The organism is Streptomyces sp. NPDC024555, assembly GCF_055559335.1.
This window is the reverse complement of the sequence record NZ_JBVHKV010000007.1, coordinates 224,668-247,233: the sequence shown is the minus strand read 5'-3', so window position 1 is coordinate 247,233 and position 22,566 is coordinate 224,668. Positions and strand designations below refer to the sequence as shown.

12 protein-coding genes are annotated in these 22,566 nt (G+C 72.6%); 9 read left to right on the top strand and 3 right to left on the bottom strand.

The window, feature by feature from the left end:
• Window positions 1–81 precede the first annotated feature (81 nt).
• A complete protein-coding gene (gene yicI, locus ACZ4FH_RS14385; RefSeq protein WP_467304734.1) occupies window positions 82–2,361 on the bottom strand; it encodes an alpha-xylosidase in 2,280 nt (759 codons plus the stop codon).
• Window positions 2,362–2,413: 52 nt separating this feature from the next.
• A complete protein-coding gene (locus tag ACZ4FH_RS14380) occupies window positions 2,414–5,278 on the bottom strand; it encodes a glycoside hydrolase family 3 C-terminal domain-containing protein (protein WP_467304733.1) in 2,865 nt (954 codons plus the stop codon).
• Between the two features lie 456 nt (window positions 5,279–5,734).
• Between ACZ4FH_RS14380 and ACZ4FH_RS14375 the strand changes: the two genes are divergently transcribed.
• The 7 genes from ACZ4FH_RS14375 (at window position 5,735) to ACZ4FH_RS14345 (ending at window position 16,910) form a co-directional block, all read left to right on the top strand.
• Window positions 5,735–7,402, top strand: coding sequence for an extracellular solute-binding protein (locus ACZ4FH_RS14375; protein WP_467304732.1), 1,668 nt, complete (start codon window positions 5,735–5,737; stop codon window positions 7,400–7,402).
• Between the two features lie 100 nt (window positions 7,403–7,502).
• The gene (locus tag ACZ4FH_RS14370; protein ID WP_467304730.1) at window positions 7,503–8,612 is read left to right on the top strand and encodes an ABC transporter permease; all 1,110 of its coding nucleotides are present in this window, start codon (window positions 7,503–7,505) and stop codon (window positions 8,610–8,612) included.
• On the top strand, window positions 8,609–9,580 hold the full coding sequence (locus tag ACZ4FH_RS14365; protein ID WP_467304729.1) for a carbohydrate ABC transporter permease: 972 nt from the start codon (window positions 8,609–8,611) through the stop codon (window positions 9,578–9,580). Before ACZ4FH_RS14370 ends, ACZ4FH_RS14365 begins: the two co-directional genes overlap by 4 nt.
• A gap of 94 nt (window positions 9,581–9,674) precedes the next feature.
• The gene (locus ACZ4FH_RS14360) at window positions 9,675–11,921 is read left to right on the top strand and encodes a WD40/YVTN/BNR-like repeat-containing protein (RefSeq protein WP_467304728.1); all 2,247 of its coding nucleotides are present in this window, start codon (window positions 9,675–9,677) and stop codon (window positions 11,919–11,921) included.
• Window positions 11,922–11,936: 15 nt separating this feature from the next.
• Window positions 11,937–13,913 (top strand): beta-galactosidase, encoded by a 1,977-nt coding sequence (locus tag ACZ4FH_RS14355; RefSeq protein WP_467304726.1) that lies wholly within the window; start codon window positions 11,937–11,939, stop codon window positions 13,911–13,913.
• Window positions 13,910–16,162, top strand: coding sequence for a glycosyl hydrolase family 95 catalytic domain-containing protein (locus tag ACZ4FH_RS14350; RefSeq protein WP_467304725.1), 2,253 nt, complete (start codon window positions 13,910–13,912; stop codon window positions 16,160–16,162). The genes ACZ4FH_RS14355 and ACZ4FH_RS14350 overlap by 4 nt, the downstream gene beginning before the upstream one ends.
• 34 nt (window positions 16,163–16,196) lie before the next feature.
• Window positions 16,197–16,910 (top strand): GH12 family glycosyl hydrolase domain-containing protein, encoded by a 714-nt coding sequence (locus ACZ4FH_RS14345; RefSeq protein ID WP_467304723.1) that lies wholly within the window; start codon window positions 16,197–16,199, stop codon window positions 16,908–16,910.
• A 70-nt stretch (window positions 16,911–16,980) separates the two neighbouring features.
• On the opposite strand, the gene ACZ4FH_RS14340 is transcribed toward ACZ4FH_RS14345, so the two are convergent.
• The gene (locus ACZ4FH_RS14340; protein ID WP_467304722.1) at window positions 16,981–17,988 is read right to left on the bottom strand and encodes a LacI family DNA-binding transcriptional regulator; all 1,008 of its coding nucleotides are present in this window, start codon (window positions 17,986–17,988) and stop codon (window positions 16,981–16,983) included.
• A 754-nt stretch (window positions 17,989–18,742) separates the two neighbouring features.
• Here ACZ4FH_RS14340 and ACZ4FH_RS14335 point away from each other — a divergent pair.
• Window positions 18,743–21,397, top strand: a complete 2,655-nt coding sequence (locus tag ACZ4FH_RS14335) for a cytochrome P450 (protein ID WP_467304721.1) — start codon at window positions 18,743–18,745, stop codon at window positions 21,395–21,397.
• A gap of 76 nt (window positions 21,398–21,473) precedes the next feature.
• Window positions 21,474–22,559 (top strand): polyprenyl synthetase family protein, encoded by a 1,086-nt coding sequence (locus ACZ4FH_RS14330; RefSeq protein ID WP_467304720.1) that lies wholly within the window; start codon window positions 21,474–21,476, stop codon window positions 22,557–22,559.
• The last annotated feature ends 7 nt before the right edge of the window (window positions 22,560–22,566 follow it).

Sequence of the window (22,566 nt, the reverse complement as noted above, 5' to 3'; positions counted from 1 at the left end):
TTTTGTGGTGGGCTTCCCCTCCCCCCCGGGGGGGGGGGGGGCCCCCCCCCCCCCCCCCCCCCCCGCGCCGTGTCCACCGGGTCAGACGCCGCCGAGCGTCACCGTGCCCGCGCCCCGTGCCTCGGCGCCGGTCGTCTCGGCGACCACGCGGTACGGACGGCCGGTGCCCTCGGCGGTGACGGTCAGGGTCTCCCCGTCCCGCTCCACACGGAAGGCGGCGGCCTCCTCACCGGTCAGGTCCGGCACGGTGACGGACACCGTCTCTCCGTCGGGCGCACCTCCGAAGACCCGCAGGGTGAGCCCGTCCAGCCAGTCGCCGTCGGGGCGCTGGTCGTCGGCGCCCCAGGGCAGGACCGCGCCGGGGCGGACCAGGAGCGGCAGGCTGTCGAAGCCGTGCGTCTCGTGGCGCCAGACCGGTCCGGTGACCGTCTCCCCGGTCAGCAGGACGGTCCAGGTGCCCTCGGGGACGTAGTACTCGACCTGTCCGTCCTCCGTGAAGACGGGGGCGACCAGCAGATCCGGTCCCAGCATGTACTGGCGGTCCAGCATCCGGGTGGTCGGATCGCCCGGGAACTCCAGCAGCATCGGGCGCATCACCGGGACACCGGTGCGGTGGGCGGTGACGGCGGCCTGGTACAGGTACGGCATCAGGCGGTGCTTGAGGAGCGTGAACGTGCGGGCGACGTCCACCGCCTCCTCGCCGAAGGCCCACGGCACCCGGTAGGAGACGTTGCCGTGCAGCCGGCTGTGCGAGGACATCAGGCCGAAGGCCAGCCAGCGCTTGAAGACGGCGGGGTCCGGTGTGCCCTCGAAGCCGCCGATGTCATGGCTCCAGAAGCCGAAGCCGGAGAGCGACAGGGAGAGCCCGCCGCGCAGCGACTCGGCCATGGCGGTGAAGGAGGCGAAGCAGTCGCCGCCCCAGTGGACGGGGAACTGCTGGCCGCCGGCCGTCGCCGAGCGGGCGAAGAGGACGGCCTCGCCGTGACCGCGTTCCTTCTCCAGGAGTTCGAAGACGGTGCGGTTGTAGATCTGGGCGTAGTAGTTGTGCATGCGCTCCGGGTCGGAGCCGTCGTGCCAGACGACGTCGGTGGGGACGCGCTCGCCGAAGTCCGTCTTGAAGCAGTCCACGCCCTGGTCGAGCAGGGCCCGGAGCTTGCCCGTGTACCAGGCGCACGCCGCGGGGTTGGTGAAGTCGACCAGCGCCATGCCGGGCTGCCAGAGGTCCCACTGCCAGACGTCGCCGTTGGGCCGGCGCACCAGATAGCCGTGCTCGGCGCCCTCGGCGAACAGGGCGGACTTCTGCGCGATGTACGGGTTGATCCACATGCTGATGCGCAGCCCGCGGTCCTTGAGCCGGGCCAGCATGCCCTCCGGGTCCGGGAAGACGTCCGGGTCCCAGAAGAGGTCCGACCACTGGTACTCGCGCATCCAGAAGCAGTCGAAGTGGAAGACGGAGAGCGGGATCTCGCGCTCGGCCATGCCGTCCACGAAGGAGGTGACGGTCGCCTCGTCGTAGTCGGTGCAGAAGGAGGTGGTGAGCCACAGCCCGAAGGACCAGGCCGGCGGGAGCGCGGGGCGGCCGGTGAGGGCGGTGTAGCGGGCCAGGACCTCCTTGGGCGTCGGCCCGGCGACGATGTAGTACTCCAGCGACTGGTCCTCGACACTGAACTGCACCTGGCCCACGGACTCCGAGCCGATCTCGAAGGAGACCTTGCCGGGGTGGTTGACGAAGACGCCGTAGCCGCGCGAGGACAGGTAGAACGGGATGTTCTTGTAGGCCAGTTCGCTGCTGGTGCCGCCGTCGGCCTGCCAGATGTCCACCGTCTGGCCGTTCTTGACGTACGGGGTGAACCGTTCGCCGAGGCCGTAGACGCTCTCGCCGACGTCCAGGGCGAGTTGGGCCACCATGTGGTGGCTGCCGTCGGGGAGGGTCGCGAAGGCGGTGCCCTTGCTGTCGACGCCGGTCAGCCGGCGGCCGTCGGCGTCGAGGAAGCTGATGCCCCAGGGGCCGTCGCCGTCCATGCGCAGGGTGAGCGGCCCACTCGTCAGTTCGGTGACCGCGCCGTCCCGCCGGACACGGGCACCGGCGGCGGCCGGATCGTGTCCGGGCAGGTCGAAGTCCGGCCCGTGGTGGACCCGTCCGGCGTGGTGGGTGGTGCGGACGCCGATGACGCCCTCGGCCGGGGAGAAGCAGTCGACCGTGAGGAGCGGGGTGTTGAGGGTGTCGCCGCGTGCGGCGACGCGCTTCACGGCGGCGTAGGCGGTGAACCGGTCGTCGTCGGCGCGCAGATCGCGGATCTCGGTCGCGTAGGAGGCGCGTACGCCCTCACGCATGAGCCAGAACCCGTCGGTGAACTTCATGTGCGGACTCCTTGCCGGGGCAGCGGACGGGCGGGGGTGCGGGCGGTGCGGCTCACGCGCCGGCCCCGCTGAAGGCGATCCGGGCCAGGCGTACCGTGCCCCGCAGCGTGACGCGCAGATCGGTGGTGCCGGAGACGTCCAGGCGCGCGGTCGCGGCGCGGTAGTCGTACGGGCCGCCGGTGGGCGCCACCGGGACGGTGACGTTGGCGGGGCCGACGGTGAGCACGACGGCGCCCTCGCCGGAGGCGTGCACCTCGGCGGTCCCGGCGCCGTCCGCGAAGTCGCAGCGGCGGTAGAGGAGTTCGTTGGCCTCGGCGACGGCGGTGACGGCGTCGCCGTCCCTCTTCGCGCGGTCGACGATCTCGGTGCCGAGCTGCTCGTCGTAGTCGGCGGCCTCCAGTCCCCGTTCCAGGACGGGGCGCGGACCGGCGGGTTCGCCGTCGATGTCGACGACGGCGATCAGCCGGATGTCCGCGCTGGAGGCGCCGGCCTGGATCTCGTAGGCGCCGGGCTCGACGGTCCAGCGGCCGTGGGCGACGTCCCAGTGCCCGATCTCGGACAGGGCCAGGGTGAGGTCGATCCGCTCGGAGGCGCCGGCCGCCAGGTGCAGCCTGCGGTGTCCGGCGAGCTGGCGCACGGGACGGACGACGGACGGGGCGACCGCGCGGACGTAGAGCTGGGCGACCTCGTCGGCGTCGGTGGTGCCGGTGTTGGTGACCGTCCACGCGACCCGGAGCAGATCGCCGTCGCGTGCGGCGGTCAGGGCGCTGTGGGTGAAGGCGCTGTACGAGAGGCCGTGGCCGAAGGGGAAGAGCGGGGTGCCCTCGTAGTAGAGGTAGGTCTGCCGGGAGCCGATGATGTCGTAGTCCAGCAGATCGGGCAGTTCCGCGTCGGAGGTGTACCAGGTCTGCGGCAGCCGGCCGGCCGGGGAGACGTCGCCGGACAGGATCCGGGCGAGCGCCGTGCCGGCGGCCTGGCCGCCGTGCGCGGTCCACAGGAGCGCCGGCAGCGTGGCGGCAGCGTCGGTGAGGGCGTACGGGTAGGGCGAGGTGACCGCCAGGACGGTGCGCGGGTTGGCGGCGTGGGCGGCGCGCCAGAGGCGTTCCTGCTGGGCGGGGAGGTCCAGGGTCGGGCGGTCCTCGGTCTCGCGGCCGTTGATGTGGGGGTCGTTGCCGACGACCACGACCACGGTGTCGGCGGCGGCGGCCGCGCGGGCGACGGCGTCCTCGCCGCGCTCGGCGACCTCGGTCTCGAAGACCGTTCCGGCGGTCCGGGAATCCTCTTCGCCCGGGGCGGCAACCTTTACGCCGTCGGCGGCGACAGAGACGTACCCACCCGTACCGATGTGCAGAAGGCGGTGACCGCCGTCGTGACCCTCCACCGCCTCCAGGCGGAACGTCTCCTGGACGATCCAGCCGCCCGGCTCGTCCGCCGAGGCGCGCAGATAGCCGTCCTCGGCGACCGAGAGATAGCGGCCGGCGGGCTCCCGGAAGGTCAGGACGCCGTTGCCCCAGTCGATCAGGGCCAGCTCGGACGGGGTGTCGCCGCAGGTGAGCGGGGGCAGGTCGGTGCGTCCGGCGAGCAGGGCCGGGTCGAGCGCGCCCTCCGCGCCGCGCGCGGACTCCTCGGCACCGGCGGCCTCGGGGATCCGCAGCCAGCCGTCCGCGCACTTCAGCCGGACCAGGTCGGCGCCCTCGGCGAAGACGACGCGGTCGGCGCCGAAGCGCTCGCGGATCCCGTCGAGCGGGGTGGAGCGGTGGATCAGGGTGCCGCTGTACCAGTCGAGCTTGCACGCGTCGGCGAGGAGCCCGACCACGGCGACGGTCTTCCCGGCACCGGGGTCGAGCGGCAGGATGCCGTCGTTCTTCAGGAGGACGACGGCCTGTTCGGCGGCCTCCAGGGCGAGGGCCCGGTGCTCCTCGGTGTCGAAGTCCGCGGTGTCCGCGTACGGATCGCTCCTGGGGTCGAACTCGCCGAGCGAGAAGCGCAGTTCGAGCAGGCGACGGACGGCGGTGTCGATGTCGTGCGTGTCGAGCAGACCGCGTTCCAGGGCGCCCTTGATCCGGCCGGTCATGACGGTGGAGTCCTGGCCGTGGTCGGTGAAGCTGTCGACGCCGGCCCGCAGGGCGGCGGCCGTCGCCTCCTCGTGGGTGTCGAAGTAGTGCTCGGAGTCGACCAGGTTGGAGGGGGCTCCGGCGTCGGAGCAGACCACCAGGGAGCGGTCGGTCCAGGCCCGCAGGTGCTCGGAGAGCAGCGGCGAGACGTGGTTGGGGCGGCCGTTGACCAGGTTGTAGGCGGGCATGACCCCGGCCACGGCGCCCGCGCGCACGGCGTCCTCGAAGGCCTTGAGGTCGTACTCGCGCAGCACCCGGGGGCGGACGGAGGACGAGGTGATGTCGCGTCCGGTCTCGTTGTTGTGGGCGAGCCAGTGCTTGAGGACGGGGGCGGTGCGCCAGTAGAGCGGGTGGTCGCCGCGGAGTCCCCGGGTGTACGCGACCGCGATGGCGGAGGTCAGCCGGGCGTCCTCGGAGTACCCCTCCTCGCCGCGTCCCCAGAGCGGGTGGCGGAGCAGATTGACGGTCGGGGCCCAGACGTTGAGGCCGATGCGGTCGTCCCCGGCACGCTTGGCGCGGACCTCGTTGCCGACCGCTTCGCCGACGCGGCGCACGAGTTCGTCGTTCCAGGTGGCGCCGAGACCGACGGCCTGCGGGAACACCGTGGCCGGTCCCATCCAGGCCACTCCGTGCAGGGCCTCCTGGCCGGTGCGGAAGGGCGCGAGCCCGAGCCGGTCGACCGCCGGTGCGAACTGGTGCAGCATCGCGATCCGCTCGTCGAGCGTGAGCCGCTGAAGCAGATCGTCGATGCGCTTGGCGAAGGGCAGCTGCGGATCGCGGAAGGGCTGCGGTTGTTCCGTCACGTGCGGATCCCCTTGGAGAGGTGGGTGGTGTTCCGGGTCGGTTGGCTCATACGCACACCGAGAAGGCGCCGGAAGATCTTTCGAAGCGCTTCGATGCTCAACGGCCAACCCCGCAGGTGTCAAGGCCCCGTCGTCTCCCCAGGTGCCGCACAGACTCGGATCACCTCAGGAAACGGTTCGGAAACGGGAGTCACGAAGTTGGAAACGGACTCTTGTGCGACCGGAACCCTTCACTTAACCTCGCTGCAACATCGAAGCGCTTCGACGAAGTCTCGATGGGGCGCCTCGCGCCCATGATCTCCGGGGGCGGCAGCAGGATCCGCCGCTTCCCTGTTGAACCGCTTCACCTGGACCCGGTCGGACCGGTCCAGCCAGCAACGCCCCACCTCAGACACAGGAACCGAACGGCGGCCGTCCGCCACGTGTCGTCCTGGTGCGCTTCGAAGGGTTGACGCAATGACGCCGAATTCCATCCCCTCCTCCACGGCCCCGAGCCGGAGAAGCTTCCTCGCCACGGGCGCGGTCGCCGCCGTCGCCGTGGCCGGCGGGGTGCCGCTGCTCGCCGCGTGCGGCGGTTCCGGGTCCGCGAAGAAGGACGGGACGACGACGGGCAAGGAGCTCAAGAAGGTCGTCCCGAACTACGTCCCGCTGAACCTGGTCGAGCCGGACATCGCGAGCGTCAACGGATCGAGCCCCGGCTTCACGAAGCTGCCGGACCCCCTGGCCGTCTCGGTGAAGTCCGTTCCGGGCAAGGGATCGAAGTTCCGCGTCATGACCCCGCTGTGGGGCACCGTCCCGAAGAAGAACAACCCCTACTACACGGCCGTGAACAAGGCCGTCGGCGCCACCCTCGACTTCGACCCGCAGGACGGCAACACGTACCAGGAGAAGATCGGCGCGGTCCTCGCCGGCTCGGACATCCCGGACGCCATGACCATCCCCGGCTGGAACATGCAGGGGCAGATCCGCAACGCGATCGTCGCCAAGTTCGCCGACCTCACCCCGTTCCTGGCCGGTGACGCGGTCAAGAAGTACCCGAACCTGGCGAACATCCCGACCGGCGCCTGGCAGTACTCGGTCTTCGGCGGCAAGCTTCGCGGCCTGCCCATGCCCAACCCGATCCTCGGCAACGCGCTCTTCTACCGCAAGGACCTGACCGGCTCCGGCGCCGTGCCGGCCAGCGCCGACGACCTGCTGGCCTTCGGCAAGGAGTACACCAACCCGAAGAAGAAGGTCTGGGCCTTCGACGACCTCTGGGTCTGCATCCAGATGATCTTCGGTGTGCTGCCCGACGCCCCGCACTACTGGCAGCTGGAGGGCGGCAAGCTGGTCCACAAGATCGAGACCAAGGAGTACCGCGAGGCGCTCGCCTTCGCCCGCAAGCTCCACGACGGCGGCTACGTCCACCCGGACGCCGAGGCCGGCAAGGACGCCGACGCCAAGATCCGCTTCACCAGCGGCCACACCATCATGTACAACGACGGCACCGGTGGCTGGAAGGGCATGGTCACCGAACAGGCCGCTTCCAACCCGAAGTTCGACATGCAGGCGCTCGACTTCTTCCACGACGACGGCGGCAAGCCGGTCCTGTGGCAGTCGGACCCGGCCGGCATCTTCACCTTCCTCAGCAAGAAGCTCCCCAAGGAGAAGATCGAGGAGTTCCTCGCGATCGCGGACTACGCGGCGGCGCCCTTCGGCACCGAGGAGTTCATGCTCACCAACTACGGCGTCAAGGGCACCCACTACACGATCAAGGACGGCGCCCCGACCTACACCCCGCAGGGCGTGGAGGAGGCCCAGCCCTCCACCCTGCTCTTCGTCGCCTCGCCGCCCACCGCGATCGCCTACCCGGACCAGCCGCAGCTGGCCAAGGACTACGCCGGCTGGATGGCCCGCCAGGCCCCGTACGTCAAGAAGCCCCTCTTCTTCGGCATGCAGGTCGTCGAGCCCCAGCGCTACGCCTCCCTCTACACGCCGTTCGACGACCTCCAGAAGGACATCCGCCGCGGCCGCAAGAAGGTCAGCGACATCGACGACGCCGTGAACACCTGGAAGAAGAGCGGCGGCGAGAAGCTGCGCGCCTGGTACCAGGACATTCTCGACAAGAACGGCTCCGGCAACTGACGCGTCCACCGCGCGCCGGCGTACACGCCACAGCAGAACGGCCGCCGGGCATCCGACGCCCGGCGGCCCAGGGCCGAGAGAACGACATGGGGAGCACAGGGTGAAGCCACGGGCCACGGTGACGGCCGACCCGGACCGCACCTCCGACGGGGCGAGCGCCCCGGCCGGCGGCAGCGGCGAGGGTGACGGCGAGGACAACGGCGGGGCGGCCAGGACCAGGGCGTCCGGCGGCGGACGCAGCACAGGGACGAGGAGAGCGCGGAAGGCGGCCAAGGCCGGCCCGCCGCAGCCGGGCGGCATCACCTGGCGCCACCGGCTGCGCCGCGACCGCACGCTCGTCCTGATGACGCTGCCCGCGATCGCGCTGCTGCTGATCTTCAACTACATCCCGCTGCTCGGGAACGTCGTCGCCTTCCAGGACTACGACGTCTACGACCTGGGCATCACCGGCAGCCCGTTCATCGGCTTCGAGAACTTCACCCGGATCTTCGAGGACTACCGGTTCTGGGAAGTCCTGGTCAACACGCTCGTCATCTTCCTCACCCAGCTCGTCCTCTTCTTCCCCATCCCGATCGCCATCGCGCTCCTGCTCAACACGATCATGAGCACTCGGGTCCGGGCCTGGGTGCAGGCGATCGTCTACCTCCCGCACTTCTTCTCCTGGGTCCTCGTCGTCACCGTCTTCCAGCAGATGTTCGGCGGCGCCGGGCTGGTCTCCCAGTGGATGCGCGAACACGGCCACGGCGGCTTCGACCTGATGACCAATCCGGGCTTCTTCAAGTTCCTGGTCAGCGCCCAGGCCGTGTGGAAGGACGCCGGCTGGGGCGTGATCGTCTTCCTCGCCGCGCTCGCCGCCGTCAACACCGATCTGTACGAGGCCGCGGCCGTGGACGGGGCCGGCCGCTGGCGCCGCATGTGGCACGTCACCCTGCCGGCGCTCCGGCCGGTGATCGCCCTGCTGCTCGTGCTGCGCGTGGGCAGCGCGCTCAACCTGGACTTCGAGCAGATCCTGCTCCAGCGCGACCAGGTCGGACCGGGCGCCTCGGAAATCCTGGACACCTACATCTGGTGGACGGGCATCAAGACCGGTGACTTCGGCTACGCGGCCGCCGCCGGCATCTTCAAGGGACTGTTCAGCGTCGCCATGGTGCTGGGTGCCAACAAGGTCGCCCACATGCTGGGCGAGCAGGGGGTGTACTCCAAGAAATGACAACTCTCCTGGACCTCGGCAAGGACCCGGCCGCACCGGCTCCGCGCACCGAGACCCCGCTCCAGCGGGCCCTGCGCATCGAACCCCGCCCCGTGTGGGAGGAGGAGCCCACCAAGGCGGGCCTCGCCTTCAAGGGCTTCGGCCTCGTCGCGATCTGCGCGGTCATCATCGTGCCGATCTGGGTGGTGCTCGTCACCAGCCTCTCCGACACCAAGGCGATCAACGACGCCGGCGGTCTGGTCGTCTGGCCCAAGGGCATCACCTTCGTCGCCTACAAGGAACTGCTCAGCGGCGGCGCGGTGACCCGGGCGGCGGCCGTCAGCGTGGGCCTCACCGCCGTCGGCACGGCGGTGAGCATGGTGGTCTCGATCCTGTGCGCCTACGGGCTCAGCCGCCGCGACTCCTACGCGCACCGCCCGCTGCTGATGACGCTGATGGCGACGATGTTCTTCGGCGCCGGCCTCATCCCCACGTATCTCCTGGTGACCGGGATCGGACTGAGCAACAGCTACTGGTCGATGATCCTGCCCAGCGCGATCAGCGTCTTCAACGTGCTGGTCCTGCGCGGGTTCTTCATGGACACCGCACCCGAACTCATCGACGCCGCCCGGATCGACGGCGCCGGCGAGTGGCGCATCCTGCTCCAGATCATCATGCCGCTGTCGCGTGCGGTGATCGCCGTGATCTCGCTGTTCTACGCGGTCGGCTACTGGAGCCAGTGGTTCAACGCGATGCTCTACATCCAGGACAGCGACAAGTACCCGCTCCAGATGATCCTGCGTCAGCTGGTCCTCCAGCACCAGGTCCCGCCGGGCGCCATGGGCGCGGCCGTCAGCAGCGGCCAGATCAACAGCCTCTCCGTGCAGATGGCCGTGATGATCCTCGCCCTGATCCCGGTCGCGGTGCTGTCGCCCTTCGTCCAGAAGCACTTCCAGAAGGGCATGCTCACCGGCGCCGTCAAGGGCTGACCACGCCCCGCACCGCGCACGGTGGCCGCCGGGCCGCTCCCCCGGCCCGGCGCGCCCCCTTCTTCCCTCCCCTCTGTCCGGAAGGTGTTTCGCCATGCGCGCTTCGTCCGCGCCCACACCCAGCCGCAGAACCGTCCTCGGCGCCGCCGCCACCGTCGCCGCGGCCACCGCCCTGCCCCTCGCGGGCACCGCGTCGGCCGCCCCGGCGGGCCGGCCCCGACCGGCCCCCGCACCGCACCGCTGGCGCACCGCCGCGATCGGCGGGACCGGCTTCGTCACCGGACTGCTCTTCCACCCGGCGGTGAAGGGGCTCGCCTACGCCCGCACCGACATCGGCGGCGCCTACCGCTGGGACGACCGGCGGGCCCGGTGGACCGCGCTCACCGACCACCTCGGCTGGGACGACTGGAACCTCCTCGGGATCGAGGCCATGGCCGTCGACCCGGCCCACCCCGATCGGCTGTACCTGGCCTGCGGGACCTACGCCCAGGACTGGGCGAGCCCCGGGGCCGTGCTGCGCTCCGAGGACCGCGGCACCACCTGGCAGCGCACCGATCTGACCGTGCGGCTGGGCGCCAACGAGGACGGGCGCGGGGCCGGCGAGCGGCTGCTCGTGGACCCCCGGGACAGCGACACGCTCTGGCTCGGCACCCGGCACGACGGGCTGCTGCGCTCCACCGACCGGGGCCGGACCTGGTCCGCCGCCGCCTTCCCCGCGACCCCCTCGGCGAGCGGGCAGGGCGTGATGTTCCTGGCCGCCGCGGGACGCACCGTGTACGCGGGCTGGGGCGACGGCGGCAGCGCGCTCTACCGCACCGACGGCTCCGGCGGCTGGGAGGCCGTGCCCGGACAGCCGTCCGGCGCCGCGTCGGTGAAGGTGCCGGTCAGGGCCGCGTACGACGCCCGGGGCCGCGCGCTGTACGTCACCTACGCGGACGCCCCGGGCCCCAACGGGCAGGCGGACGGTTCGGTGCACCGGCTGGACACGGTCACGGGCACCTGGAGCGAGGTCACCCCGGTGGCGCCCGACGCGGCGGCCGGCGACGGCTTCGGCTACGGCGGCGTCGCGGTGGACGCGCGCCGGGCGGACACCCTCGTGGTCACCACCAACAACCGCTGGGCGCAGGTCGACACGGTGTTCCGCTCCACGGACGCGGGCGCCACCTGGACCTCGCTCAAGGACTCCGCGGTCCTCGACGTAGCGGAGACGCCGTATCTGCGCTGGGGCGGCGAGGGCGCCAAGTTCGGCTGGTGGATCCAGGCCGTGGCCGTCGACCCGTTCGACTCGCACCACCTGGTCTTCGGCACGGGCGCCACGGTCTACGGGACGCGCGACCTGGTGCACTGGGCGCCGGAGATCCGGGGCCTGGAGGAGTCCTCGGTGCGCTTCCTGATCGCCCCGCCGGCCGGGGGCGCCCGGCTGCTGAGCGGGCTCGGCGACATCGGCGTGATGTACCACGAGTCGCTGACCTCGTCCCCCTCGCGGGGCATGGCCTCGCAGCCGGTGTTCGGAACGGCCACCGGGCTCGCGCAGGCCGCGCTGAAGCCCTCGTACGTGGTGCGCACCGGCTGGCCCTCCGGCTCGGACGCCGCCGGGGCCCACTCCCACGACGGCGGGCGCACCTGGCGCCCGTTCGCCGCACAGCCGGAGATCGCGCCCTCCGCGCCGGGACCGGTCGCGGTCTCGGCCGACGGGGCGACGCTGCTGTGGTCGTTCGTCCACTGGGACGGCACCAAGTACCCCGCCCACCGCTCCACGGACGGCGGGGCCACCTGGGCGGAGGTCGCGAGCTTCCCCAGGGGCGGCACCCCGGTGGCCGACCCGGTCGACCCGAGGCGCTTCTACGTCTACGACACGGACACCGGCGCGCTCTTCCGGTCCACCGACGGCGGGCTGACCTTCAGCCGGGGCGCGGACGGACTGCCGTCCGGGGACGTCCAGTTCACGGTGGCCGCGGCCCCGGGCCGCAGCGGCGACCTCTGGCTCTCGGCGAAGGACAACGGGCTGCTGCGGTCCACCGACGGCGGGCGGACCTTCGCCCCGGTGCCCGGCTGCACGGCCTCGCACGCGCTGGGCTTCGGCAAGGCCGCCCCGCGCGCCGGACGGGGCCGGCCGGGATCCGGCTACCCGGCCGTCTTCCAGACCGGGCGGGTGCCGGCGGCGTACGACGGCGTGGCGGTGCTGCGCTCGGACGACGCGGGCGCCACCTGGGTCCGGATCAACGACGACGCCCACCAGTGGGGGTGGACCGGTCAGGTCATCACCGGCGACCCCCGTGTCCACGGCCGTGTCTACCTGGGCACCAACGGCCGCGGCATCCAGTACGCGGAACCCGAGTAAGGAACGAGAGACGCCATGCCGTCCCTGCGCGACGCAGCCCGTGGCCGCATCCTCTTCGGAGGCGACTACAACCCCGAGCAGTGGCCCGAGGAGGTCTGGGAGGACGACGTCCGGCTGATGAAGGAGGCCGGGGTCAACTCCGTGACCCTCGGTGTCTTCTCCTGGGCGCGGATCGAACCGCGCCCGGGTGCACGGGAGTTCGGCTGGCTGGACCGGCTGATGGATCTGATGCACGCCCACGGCATCGGCGTCGTCCTCGCCACCCCGACCGCGTCGCCGCCGCCGTGGATGGGGGCGCGGCATCCGGAGACCCTGCCGCGCACGGAGGACGGCTCGGTGGTCTGGTACGGCTCGCGCCAGCAGTTCTGCGCGAGTTCGCCGGTCTACCGGCGGTACGCGGCCGCGCTGACCGAGGACCTGGCGGCGCGGTACGCGGACCATCCGGCGCTCACGGTGTGGCACATCAACAACGAGTACTGCACGCACTGCTGGTGCGACGAGACCGCGGCGCACTTCCGGCGCTGGCTGCGTGCCCGGTACGGCACGGTGGAGGAGCTCAACGAGGCCTGGGGCACGGCGTTCTGGAGCCAGCGCTACGACTCGTGGACGGAGATCCTGCCGCCGCGCACCGCGCAGTACATGAAGAACCCGACCCAGGTGCTGGACTTCAAGCGGTTCACCTCGGACGCGCTGATGGAGTGCTACGTCGCCGAGCGGGACATCGTCGCGCGGCACACCCCGCGCGTCCCGGTGACGACGAACTTCATGCCGCTGTGGTCGGGGCAGGACGCCTGGGCGTGGGCGGCGCAGGAGGACATCGTCTCGGTCGACATCTACCCGGACTCGCGGGACCCGCGCGGCGGGCAGTACAACGCGATGATCGCGGACATGACGCGTTCGCAGGCCGGCGGTCCGTGGATGCTGATGGAGCAGGCGACCGGGGCGGTCAACTGGCGGGACGTCAACCGGCCCAAGCCCGAGGGGCTGAACCGGCTCTGGTCGCTCCAGTCCGTGGCGCGCGGAGCGGACGCGGTCTGCTACTTCCAGTGGCGGCAGTCCCGGCAGGGCTCGGAGAAGTTCCACTCCGCGATGGTCGGCCACGCGGGCGAGGAGGGCCGCGCCTTCGGCGAGGTCAAGCGGCTGGGCCGGGAGCTGGCCGCGCTCGGCCCGGCGGTCGCCGGCGGCGAGGTGCCCGCGGACGTGGCGGTCCTGCACGACTGGGACGCCTGGTGGGCCGGGGCGCAGGAGGGCAGGCCGTCCTCGCTGCTGGACTACACCGAGGTGGTCCAGCGCTGGCACGGCGCGCTGTGGGAGAGCGGGGTCGTCACCGAGTTCGCCCGCCCGGACGCGGACCTGAGCCGGTTCAAGGCGGTGGTCGTGCCCCATCTGTATCTGCTCGGCGACGGGGCGATCGACAACCTCGTGGCCTACGCGGAGGGCGGCGGGACCGTGGTCTGCGGCTTCTTCAGCGGGATCGCGGACGTGGACGACCGGATCCGGCCGGGCGGGATGGACGCCCGGCTGCGGGCCCTGTTCGGCATCCGTACGCTGCACGACTGGTGGCCGCTGGACGCGGACGCCTCGGTGGAGTGCGACGGTTTCCGGGGCACGCTCTGGTCGGAGGAGCTGACGGCCGCCGAGGACGCCGAGGTGGTCTCCTCCTACCGGTCGGGCGAGCTGGCCGGGCTGCCCGCCGTGCTGCGCAGGGGCCGGGCCCGGTACGTGTCGACGCTGCCGGAGCCCGACGCGCTGCGGGCGCTGCTGGCGGAGGTGGTGCGGGAGGCCGGGGCGCGGCCGGTCCTGGCGGGGCTGCCCGCCGGGGTGGAGGCGGTGCGGCGCGGGGAGCTGCTGTTCCTGCTCCACCACGGGCGCGGGAGCGTCACCGTCGAGGTGCCGGGCGCGCACGAGGACCTGCTGACCGGCGAGAGCGTGGAGGACCGCGTCGAGCTGGGGCGGTTCGGCGTGGCGGTGCTGCGGAGCGCGGCGCCGTGACGGACCGCACGCCTGTCGGCGGTACGTGGGAGCCGCGCCCGGCCGCGCGCTGGGAGGACGCCTTCCTCGCCGGGAACGGGCGGCACGGGGCGATGGTCCTGGGCGATCCGGCGGACGACCGGGTCGTGGTCAACCACCACAGTCTGGTCCGGCCGAACGGCAGCGAGAACGTGCGTCCGCCGGAGCTGGCGGACCGGCTGGGCCGGGTGCAGAGCGCCCTGCTCGCGGGGGACACGGCGGCGGCCGAACGCTTCGGCGAGGGGCGGCCGCTGGTGTGGGTGCAGCCCTTCCACCCCGCGTTCCGGACCCGGATCACCCCGGCCCCGGGCGCGGCGTCCCGGGCGGACGGGGAGCCGGTTCCGCCGGGCTACCGGCGGAGCGTCGACTTCGCGACGGGTGAGATCACGGCCGTGAGCGAGGGGCGGCGCAGCCGGGTGTTCGTCTCGCGCGCCGACGACGTGGTAGTGCAGCACGTCTCGGGACCGGGGCTCGCGGTGGACGTGGCGCTGGACCCGGCGCTGCCCGGGGCGCCGCCGAGGCTGGGCGTCGGCCGGGGCGCGGTGCTGACCCCGGGCGGGGGCCGGCTCACGCTGCGCGCGGCCTATCCGGACAGCGCGCTGTCCTACACCGGGGTGAGCGTGCTCCGGGTGGACGGCGGCCGGGTGTCGGTGGCCGGCGAGGGCCTGCGGGTCGAGGGCGCCCGGAGTCTGCTGCTGCTCACCCGGGTGCGCCGGCACGCGGGCGAGGCGGACCCGGCGGCGCAGTGCGCCGCGCTGCCGGCGGGCGGGTACGAGGAGCTGCTGGAGCGGCATGTCGCCCTGCACCGGCCCGCGTTCGAGCGGGCCCGGCTGACCCTGGACGCGGATCCGGCCGAACGGGCCCTGCCCGGGAGCGCGTTGCTGCGGCTTCCGGACTCGCCCGCGCTGCTGGAGCGGCTGTTCGCGGCCGGCCGCTACCATCTGCTGTCCTCCTCGGGGATGCTGCCGCCCCGGCTGACCGGGCTGTGGACGGGCGACTGGGACACGGCGTGGTCGGGGGCGTTCACGACGAACGCCAATCTCAATCTCCAGGTGGCGTCGGCGGCGGCCGGTGCGCTGCCCGAGGTGTCGGAGGCGCACGCCGCGCTGGTGTACGGGCAGCTGGCGGACTGGCGGGACAACGCGCGGGCGGTCTTCGGCGCGCGCGGTGTCGTCGCCCCCTCGCACACCGACGGGGAGTCCGGCCACACCCGCCACTACCAGCGGGCCTATCCCCTCCATCTGTGGACGGCGGGCGCCGACTGGCTGCTGGAGCCGCTGCTCGCGTACGCGCAGACCTGCGGGGTGACCGATCCCCGGCTGGTGGGGGCGCTGCACGAGGTGGCGCTGTTCTACGAGGACTTCCTGACCCGCACCGGGCCGGACGGCCGGGTGGCGATCGTCCCTTCGTACTCGCCGGAGAACCGTCCGGCGAACGCGAGCTGGGGCACGGTCAACGCCACCATGGACATCGCCGCCGCCCGGCACGCGCTGCTCGCCTCGGCCGAGCGCTCCCCCACCCATCCGGACTCCGCCCGGCGGCGGGAGCTGGCGGGGCGGCTGCCCGAGTACCGGGTCAACGAGGACGGCGCGCTCGCCGAGTGGGCGTGGCCGGGCCTGGCGGAGACGTACGACCACCGCCACCTCAGCCATCTGTACCCGGTGTGGCCGCTGGACGAGATCAATCCGTACGACACCCCGGAGCTGGCGGCCGCCGCCCACCGGGCGCTGGAGCTGCGCGGTTCGGAGAACGACTCCGCGCACGGGCATCTGCACCAGGCCCTGGTGGCGGCCCGGCTGCGGGACGGCGGGCGGGTCTCGGCGGCGCTGCGGGCGGTGCTGGCGGGCGACTTCTTCCACGACTCGCTGATGAGTTCGCACTATCCCGCGCGCGATGTGTACAACGCGGACGCCGCCCATGCGCTGCCCGCGGCGGTCATCGAGTCGCTGGTGCAGTCGTCACCGGACCGGCTGGTGCTGCTGCCCGCCCCGCCGGCGAACTGTCCGGGCGGTGAACTGCGCGGCGTACGCACCCGGTTCGGGGCGGCGCTGGATCTGCGGTGGCGCTCCGACGGCACCGCGACGGCGGTGCTGCACCCCACGCGGGACGCCCGGATCGATGTCCGCACGGGCGGCCATGTCGCCCTCACCCATGCCCCCGCCGGATCCCCCACGGCTCCTCTGGAGCTCGCGGCCGGCGAGGACCGCGTCCTGGAACTGGGGCCGCGGTAGCACGTCCCCCCACCCCTTCACGGAAGGACAAGCCATGGCACGACGCACCCGCACCATCAGCAGGCTCCTCCTCGTCCCGGCGGCGGCGGTCGCGGCCCTCGTCGGCTTCGCCGCCGCACCGGCCCAGGCCGCCGTCTGGTACTCCTCGGACCAGTGGGGCAACTACACCACCTCCGACAACTACACCCTGTACAACAACATCTGGGGTTCCGGAGCCGGTGCGCAGTCGATCTGGGTCAACTCCTCCGGCAACTGGGGAGTCTGGGCCGACCACCCGGACACGGGCGGCATCAAGTCGTACCCCAACGCCAAGAAGGTCGTGAACAAGTCCCTGTCGTCGCTGTCGTCCCTCACCAGCAGCTACGACGTCACCGTCCCGTCGTCGGGTGCCTACAACACCTCGTACGACATCTGGGACAGCGACTACGACTACGAGGTGATGCTCTGGGTCAACTACAACGGGGCCGTGGGCCCGCTCGGCACCTCGCAGGGGACGCTGACGCTCGGCGGTCACACCTGGACCGTGTACAAGGGCGACAACGGGTCCAACCAGGTCTTCTCGTTCCTGCGCACCTCGGACTCCACGGCGGGCACGGTGAACGTCCTGCCGATCCTGAAGTGGATCAAGGACACCAAGGGGTGGTGGGGCGACGAGACCATCGGTGACGTGCAGTTCGGCTACGAGATCACCTCGTCGGCGGGCGGCATGGACTTCCGGACCAACTCCTTCGGTGTGTCCGCGAGCTGATCACCCGTACGCGAAGGGAGCCGGTCCCCGTGCGGGGGCCGGCTCCTCGGGGTGCGCGCGGGCGCGTCCGTCACACGGGCGCCGGGCCGGTGCTCTCCCGGACCGTCAGCTCGGGGGCCAGCAGCTCGACCTCGTCGGTGCCGCGGCCGGAGAGCTTGGCCACCACCTGCTCGACGGAGCGGCGGCCCATCTCCTGGGCGGGGATGGCGACGGAGGTGAGCCGCACGGAGGCCTGGGAGGCCACCTGCTCGGGGCAGATCGCCACCACGGACACGTCCTCGGGCACGGCCCGGCCCTGCTGGCGCAGGAGGTTGAGCAGCGGTTCAACGGCGGACTCGTTCTGCACGATGAAGCCGGTGGTGCCGGGGCGCTCGTCGAAGATCCGGGACAGGGTCTGGGCCATCGCCGCGTAGCCGCCCTCGCAGGGCCGGTGCAGCACGCGCACCCCGGTCTCCTGCGCCTTGGCCCGTATCCCGTCGACGGTGCGCTCGGCGAAGCCGGTGTGCCGTTCGTAGACGGCGGCGGCCTCGCCGATGACGGCGATCTCCCGGTGGCCGAGTCCGGCCAGATGGTCCACGCAGAGCGCCCCGGTGGCCTCGAAGTCCAGGTCCACGCAGGTCAGTCCGGAGGTCTCGGCGGGCAGTCCGATGAGGACGGCGGCGCGGTCGGTCTCGCGCAGCAGCGGCAGCCGTTCGTCGTGGAGTTCGACGTCCATCAGGATCATGGCGTCGGCCAGCGAGCTGCCGGCGATGCGGCGCACGGCGGCGGGGCCCTCCTCACCGGTGAGGAGCAGGACGTCGTAGCCGTGGGTCCGGGCGGTGGTGGCGACCGCGATCGCGATCTCCATCATCACGGGGACGTACATGTCGGTGCGCAGCGGCACCATGAGCGCGATGATGTTGGACCGGCTGCTGGCCAGGGCGCGCGCGCCCGCGTTCGGGTGGTAGCCGAGCTGCCGGATGCTGGACTCGACCCGCTCCCGGGTGGAGACGGAGATGGACCGCTTCCCGCTGAGGACGTAGCTCACCGTGCTCGCGGAGACTCCGGCGTGCTGCGCGACCTCGGCCAGGGTGACCATTCAGCTCTCCCTCAGGGACATCGTCGGGCCCGGCACGGAAACCGGTCTGCTCCGGCAGTTGGGGTCAGATGGGGCGAAGCGCTTCGACTTCGTCCCCTCCGTCTGTGACATGCGAGGAGATCCGAGACTAGACCCGCCTCGCACAACATGTCCAGACCACTATCGAAGCGCTTCGACTGAGTCTGTCCCGCCTCGTCGCCCGGCGCCCGGTCCGCGGCTGTGCCCACGATATGCCCGGCGCCCGGCCGGACACATCACCGGGAGCGACCCCGGCCGGCCGGGCGGGACCGCATCCGCCGAACGGGACCGCGGGCTCCGCTCCGGCCGTTCCGCACAGCGGTACGGGTGCGTGTACAGCCTCCGAGCACCCGACCTAGCATCCGGGGCGTCGGAAGGTTCCGCGAAGGGGGAGTTCGGATCATGCTGACGCGTTCCTCGACCGGTCAGAACCCGTGCCGGGCGGCCGTCGCGCGCCGTCGCCGCTGTCGCGCCCACCGCTGAGCCTCCCCGCATCCCGAAGGCCCGACGCCAGGGCCACCGCCGTCACCCCCGCCCTCCGCGGACGCGACGCCCGCCGGGCCGCACCGGAGCCGGGGCCCCGCCGTCGTTCCCGCCGCCCCGGTGCCGCTGCCGCCGCCGGGGAGTTCCGGCGATCCCCCGCCCCGTTCCGCCCCTCCCGCGTCCGCGCGCCGTCGGCGCCTGCCCGCGACGGTCCCACCGGTGCGGTCCGACGCACCCGAAGAAAGGATTCACTGTGCCGGAGTCATCCGATCCGGAGACAACCGAGTTCTACCTGCCGGAACTCCCCCGCCTCCTCCCCTCCGTCTACCACCCGCAGGCCGCCCGGCTGGAGATCGCCTCCAACGGCTGGGTGCGCCGCTTCCTGGGCGACACCTTCGCCGGTGAGGCGGAACTGCTGTACTTCCTGCGCCAGCGCAACGGGATCTACGGCCCGCTGACCGTCCCGGAGGCCTCGGACCGCAGGGCGCTCGACATCGCGGACTGGTACCAGTACGTCACGGTGATCGACAGCTTCGTCTCGGACCGGGGCGACCTGGGGTCCAGCGCCGAGGCCGCGCGGGCCGTCTTCGCCCGGATCCTGGGGGACTTCGACACGGACGTCGCCGCCGACGGCGCGTTCCCGTACGGACGGGCCGGCCAGGACCTCTGGCGGCGGATCAGCCCCGGGCTCAGCACCGGGCAGACCCGGCGCTTCGCGGCGAGCCTGGAGGCCTTCCTGCGGGGCTGCGCGACCGAGATCCAGGCCAAGCTCAACGACCGGGTGCCCGACTACGAGAGCTGCCTGGCCGTCCGGCTGGACAGCTTCGGCTGCGACTTCATCGAGCTGATGACGGAGTACGGCGCCGAGGTCGACATGACCGGGCTGATCCCGCGCCTCTCCGAGGTCCATCTGCACTGCCGCCGCCAGATGATCATCATCAACGATCTGCTGTCCTGGCGGAAGGAGCACGCCCAGGACGACAAGATGACGGTCGTCCGGGTCCTCACCGAGGGCGAGGGGCTGAGCCTCCAGGACGCTGTGGACCGGCTCGTCGGCCTGGTCGAGGAGCACGAGCGGGCGTACATCACGGCGCGCGACGCGCTCCTCGCCGGGGAGCTCGGGGAGCGCGAGGACGTCCGGCGGTATCTGCGCGGGCTCGACCATCTCATGGGCGGCAGCCTGGAGTTCGAGTACCTGACCCCGCGCTACTTCGGGGACGGGTCGGTCTGGGACGGCACCACCTCGGGGTGGCTGGACCTCGACGCGGACATCGCGCGCTTCCGCGACCGGCCGCGCACCCCCGCCGCCGTCGCCGACGCCCCCACCGCCGCCGACGACGACGGCCACGACGAGCCGGAGGAGAGCGGGTCCGCGCCCTCCGCACGGCCCACCGACGAGGAGCGGGCGGCCATCGCCCGGCTGCGGGCGATCGTCCCGCCCGGCCCGGAGCGTCCGGCGTCCGGCGAGGAACCCGGCGGACCGGCCCGTCCCGGCCCGAAGAGCGCCCGAGGCGAGGCGCGCACCGGGCCCTGGAAGGTGGTCACCGCCCCCGGCTCCGTCCCGGTGCTCGGCCACGCCCTCCCGCTGTGGCGCAGGCCCCTGGAGTTCCTGGCCGGGCTCCCCACCGACGCCGACCTCGTCGAGATCCGGCTCGGCCCGAAGAAGGCGTACCTGGCGCACAGCCCCGAACTGGCCCAGCAGGTGCTCACCGACTCGCGGACCTACGACAAGGGTGGGCCGCTCTTCGAGAAGGCCCGGCTGCTCGTCGGCAACGGCCTGGTCAGCTCCGCATGGGCGCCGCACCGGCGCCAGCGGCGGCTCCTCCAGCCCGCGTTCCACCCGAGCCGGGTGCCGGGCTACATCGGGCTGATGGGCGAGGAGCTGGAGGCGGAACTGGCGTCCTGGGAGCCCGGCGAACCGCTCGACGTCAGCGACACCATGCACGGGCTCACCCTCAAGATCACCGCCCGCACCATGTTCGCCACGACCGCGGACCGGCGGGCCATCGACGAGGTCGCGTACTGCATGCCGGTCATCATGCGGGGCGTCTACAAGCGCATGATCGCCCCGACCGGACTCCAGGAGAAGCTGCCGACCGCCCACAACCGGGACTTCGAGCAGGTACGGGTCCGGATGCGCCAACTGATCCGGGAGACCGTCGAGGCCTACCGGAGCGCGGACTCCGAGGACACCGGCGACCTGATGTCCATCCTCGTGCACACCCGCGACGACGAGACCGGCGAGGGGCTGAGCGACGAGGAGATCCACGACCAGGTCATGACGCTGCTCATCGGCGGCACCGAGACCACGGGCAACACGATGGCCTGGGTCTTCCACACCCTGGCCACCCATCCGCACATCGAGGAGCGGCTGCACGAGGAGCTGGACACGGTGCTGGCCGGCCGGGTGCCCGGCTTCGACGACCTGCACCGGCTGCCGTACACCGGCCGGGTCATCACCGAGACGCTGCGCATGTATCCGCCCGCCTGGCTGCTGACCCGGGCCACGACCCGGGCGACGGAGCTGGCGGGGCGCCGGCTGGAGCCGGGGACCATCGTGCTGTACAGCCCCTACGCACTGGGCCACAACCCCGCGGTCTACGCCGACCCGGAGACCTTCGACCCGGACCGCTGGCTGCCGGAGCGGGCCGAGGGGCTGCCGCGCGGCTTCAACCTGCCCTTCGGCGGCGGCAGCCGCAAGTGCATCGGCGACACGCTGGGCGCCGCCGAGACCACGATCACGCTCGCGGGCATCGCCGCCCGCTGGCGGCTGCGCACCGTGCCCGGCACCCGCGCCGGAACGGCCGTCCCGCGGGCCTCGCTCGGCACGGGCCCGCTGCCCATGCTGCCCGAACGGCGGGACCGGGTCGCCGGCCCGGCCGGCCTCACCCTGTCGAGCGCCCGGTGACCACCGGGCGGGCCATCCGGGACGCCGCCGTCCGGCCGCTCCCGGGCACCGACCCCTCACGCCAGGAGAGCTACCGATGACACAGCAGACCGGCCGGGCGCCCGTGCGCACGGCCGCCGGCGCCCCCGCGTCCACGGACGTCCCGGCGACCCTGGAGCACTTCCGCGCGCTCGTCGCCCCGGCCCTGCGGGAGACCGTGCGCAGGCTTCCGCCGGAGATCGGCACCACGGTCGAGTTCACGCTCGGCTGGCGGGACGCCGACGGCACCCCGCGCAGCGGCGGCAGCGGCAAGGGGCTGCGCCCGGCACTCGCCCTGCTGACCGCCCAGGCCGTCGGCGCCGCCCCGGAATCAGCGGTCCCGGGCGCCCTCGCGGTCGAACTGGTGCACACCTTCTCGCTGGTGCACGACGACATCATCGACGGCGACGAGCAGCGCCGGCACCGCGAGGCGGTGTGGAAGGCGTACGGCGTCGGCACCGCGGTCCTCGCGGGTGACGCGCTGCTGGCGCTGGCGCTGGACGCGCTGTCGCGGGCGGCCGGCGGGGAGCGCGGGGCCGCGGCGATGAAGGCGCTGTCCGGCGCGCTGGTGGAACTGGTCAACGGCCAGGCCGAGGACGTCTCCTTCGAGCTGCGTCCGTGGACCGGCCCGCGGGCCGTCACCGTCGCGGAGTACAGCGCGATGGCGGGCCGCAAGACGGGGTCGCTGCTGGGCTGCGCGACCGGTCTGGGCGCACTGCTGGGCGGGGCCGCTCCGGGCGCGGTCTCCGATCTGACGCTGATGGGCCGTCATCTCGGCCTGGCCTTCCAGGCGGTGGACGATCTGCTCGGGATCTGGGGCGACCCGGACATCACCGGGAAGCCGGTCCACAGCGATCTGCGGCAGGGCAAGAAGACCCTGCCGATCGTCTCCGTGCTCGCCCAGGACACCCCGGCCGCCCGCCGGCTGGCCGCCCTGCTGGCGGACCCGGGCTCCGGCGGCGAGGAGGGGCTGCGCGCGGCCGCCGGGCTGATCGAGGAGGCGGGCGGGCGGGCCCTGGCCGCCGACTCCGCCGAACGCCATCTGTGCCGGGCCCGGCAGCTGATCCACCGCGCGTCGGTGGACGGCCCGGCCGCCGCGGCGCTCGCGGACCTGGGCGAGTTCGTCGTCCACCGCACGCACTGAGCCGGCC

Coding starts and splice junctions, on each gene's coding strand:
- yicI (WP_467304734.1), bottom strand. CDS start 2,361: ATGAAGTTCACCGACGGGTTCTGGCTCATGCGTGAGGGCGTACGCGCC.
- ACZ4FH_RS14375 (WP_467304732.1), top strand. CDS start 5,735: ATGACGCCGAATTCCATCCCCTCCTCCACGGCCCCGAGCCGGAGAAGC.
- ACZ4FH_RS14365 (WP_467304729.1), top strand. CDS start 8,609: ATGACAACTCTCCTGGACCTCGGCAAGGACCCGGCCGCACCGGCTCCG.
- ACZ4FH_RS14360 (WP_467304728.1), top strand. CDS start 9,675: ATGCGCGCTTCGTCCGCGCCCACACCCAGCCGCAGAACCGTCCTCGGC.
- ACZ4FH_RS14355 (WP_467304726.1), top strand. CDS start 11,937: ATGCCGTCCCTGCGCGACGCAGCCCGTGGCCGCATCCTCTTCGGAGGC.
- ACZ4FH_RS14345 (WP_467304723.1), top strand. CDS start 16,197: ATGGCACGACGCACCCGCACCATCAGCAGGCTCCTCCTCGTCCCGGCG.
- ACZ4FH_RS14340 (WP_467304722.1), bottom strand. CDS start 17,988: ATGGTCACCCTGGCCGAGGTCGCGCAGCACGCCGGAGTCTCCGCGAGC.
- ACZ4FH_RS14330 (WP_467304720.1), top strand. CDS start 21,474: ATGACACAGCAGACCGGCCGGGCGCCCGTGCGCACGGCCGCCGGCGCC.